Origin of the sequence: Burkholderia sp. BCC0506 (genome assembly GCF_902833145.1) — a bacterium.
Classification (GTDB): Bacteria; Pseudomonadota; Gammaproteobacteria; order Burkholderiales; family Burkholderiaceae; genus Burkholderia.
The window spans coordinates 1-534 of sequence record NZ_CADFEN010000033.1 but is presented as its reverse complement, the minus strand read 5'-3'; the positions used below and the strand labels follow the sequence as shown (position 1 = coordinate 534).

Here is a 534-nt window from a genome sequence, read left to right as displayed (position 1 = left end):
GCAGGACGCGTTCGCGGCGCTGTCGCAGAACAAGGCGGAAGCCGCGCAGAAGGCGGGCCGTTTCGACGACGAGATCGTGCCGGTGTCGATTCCGCAGCGCAAGGGCGAGCCGCTGCAGTTCGCGACCGACGAGTTCGTGCGCCACGGCGTGACGGCGGAATCGCTCGCGGGGCTGAAGCCGGCGTTCGCGAAGGACGGCTCGGTGACGGCGGCGAACGCGTCGGGGCTGAACGACGGCGCGGCGGCGGTGCTGGTGATGTCGGCGCAGAAGGCGGCGGCGCTGGGCCTGACGCCGCTGGCGCGGATCAAGGCGTACGCGAACGCGGGCGTGGATCCGAGCGTGATGGGCATGGGTCCGGTGCCGGCGTCGCGCCGCGCGCTGGAGCGTGCGGGCTGGACGCCGGGCGACCTGGACCTGATGGAGATCAACGAAGCGTTCGCGGCGCAGGCGCTGGCGGTGCACAAGCAGATGGGCTGGGACACGTCGAAGGTGAACGTGAACGGCGGGGCGATCGCGATCGGCCACCCGATCGG

General features: G+C 71.9%; 1 protein-coding gene. It reads left to right on the top strand.

The window, feature by feature from the left end:
• Positions 1-534, top strand: a 534-nt coding sequence (locus HWX62_RS32830; RefSeq protein ID WP_175933345.1) for an acetyl-CoA C-acyltransferase, incomplete at both ends; no start/stop codon positions are given.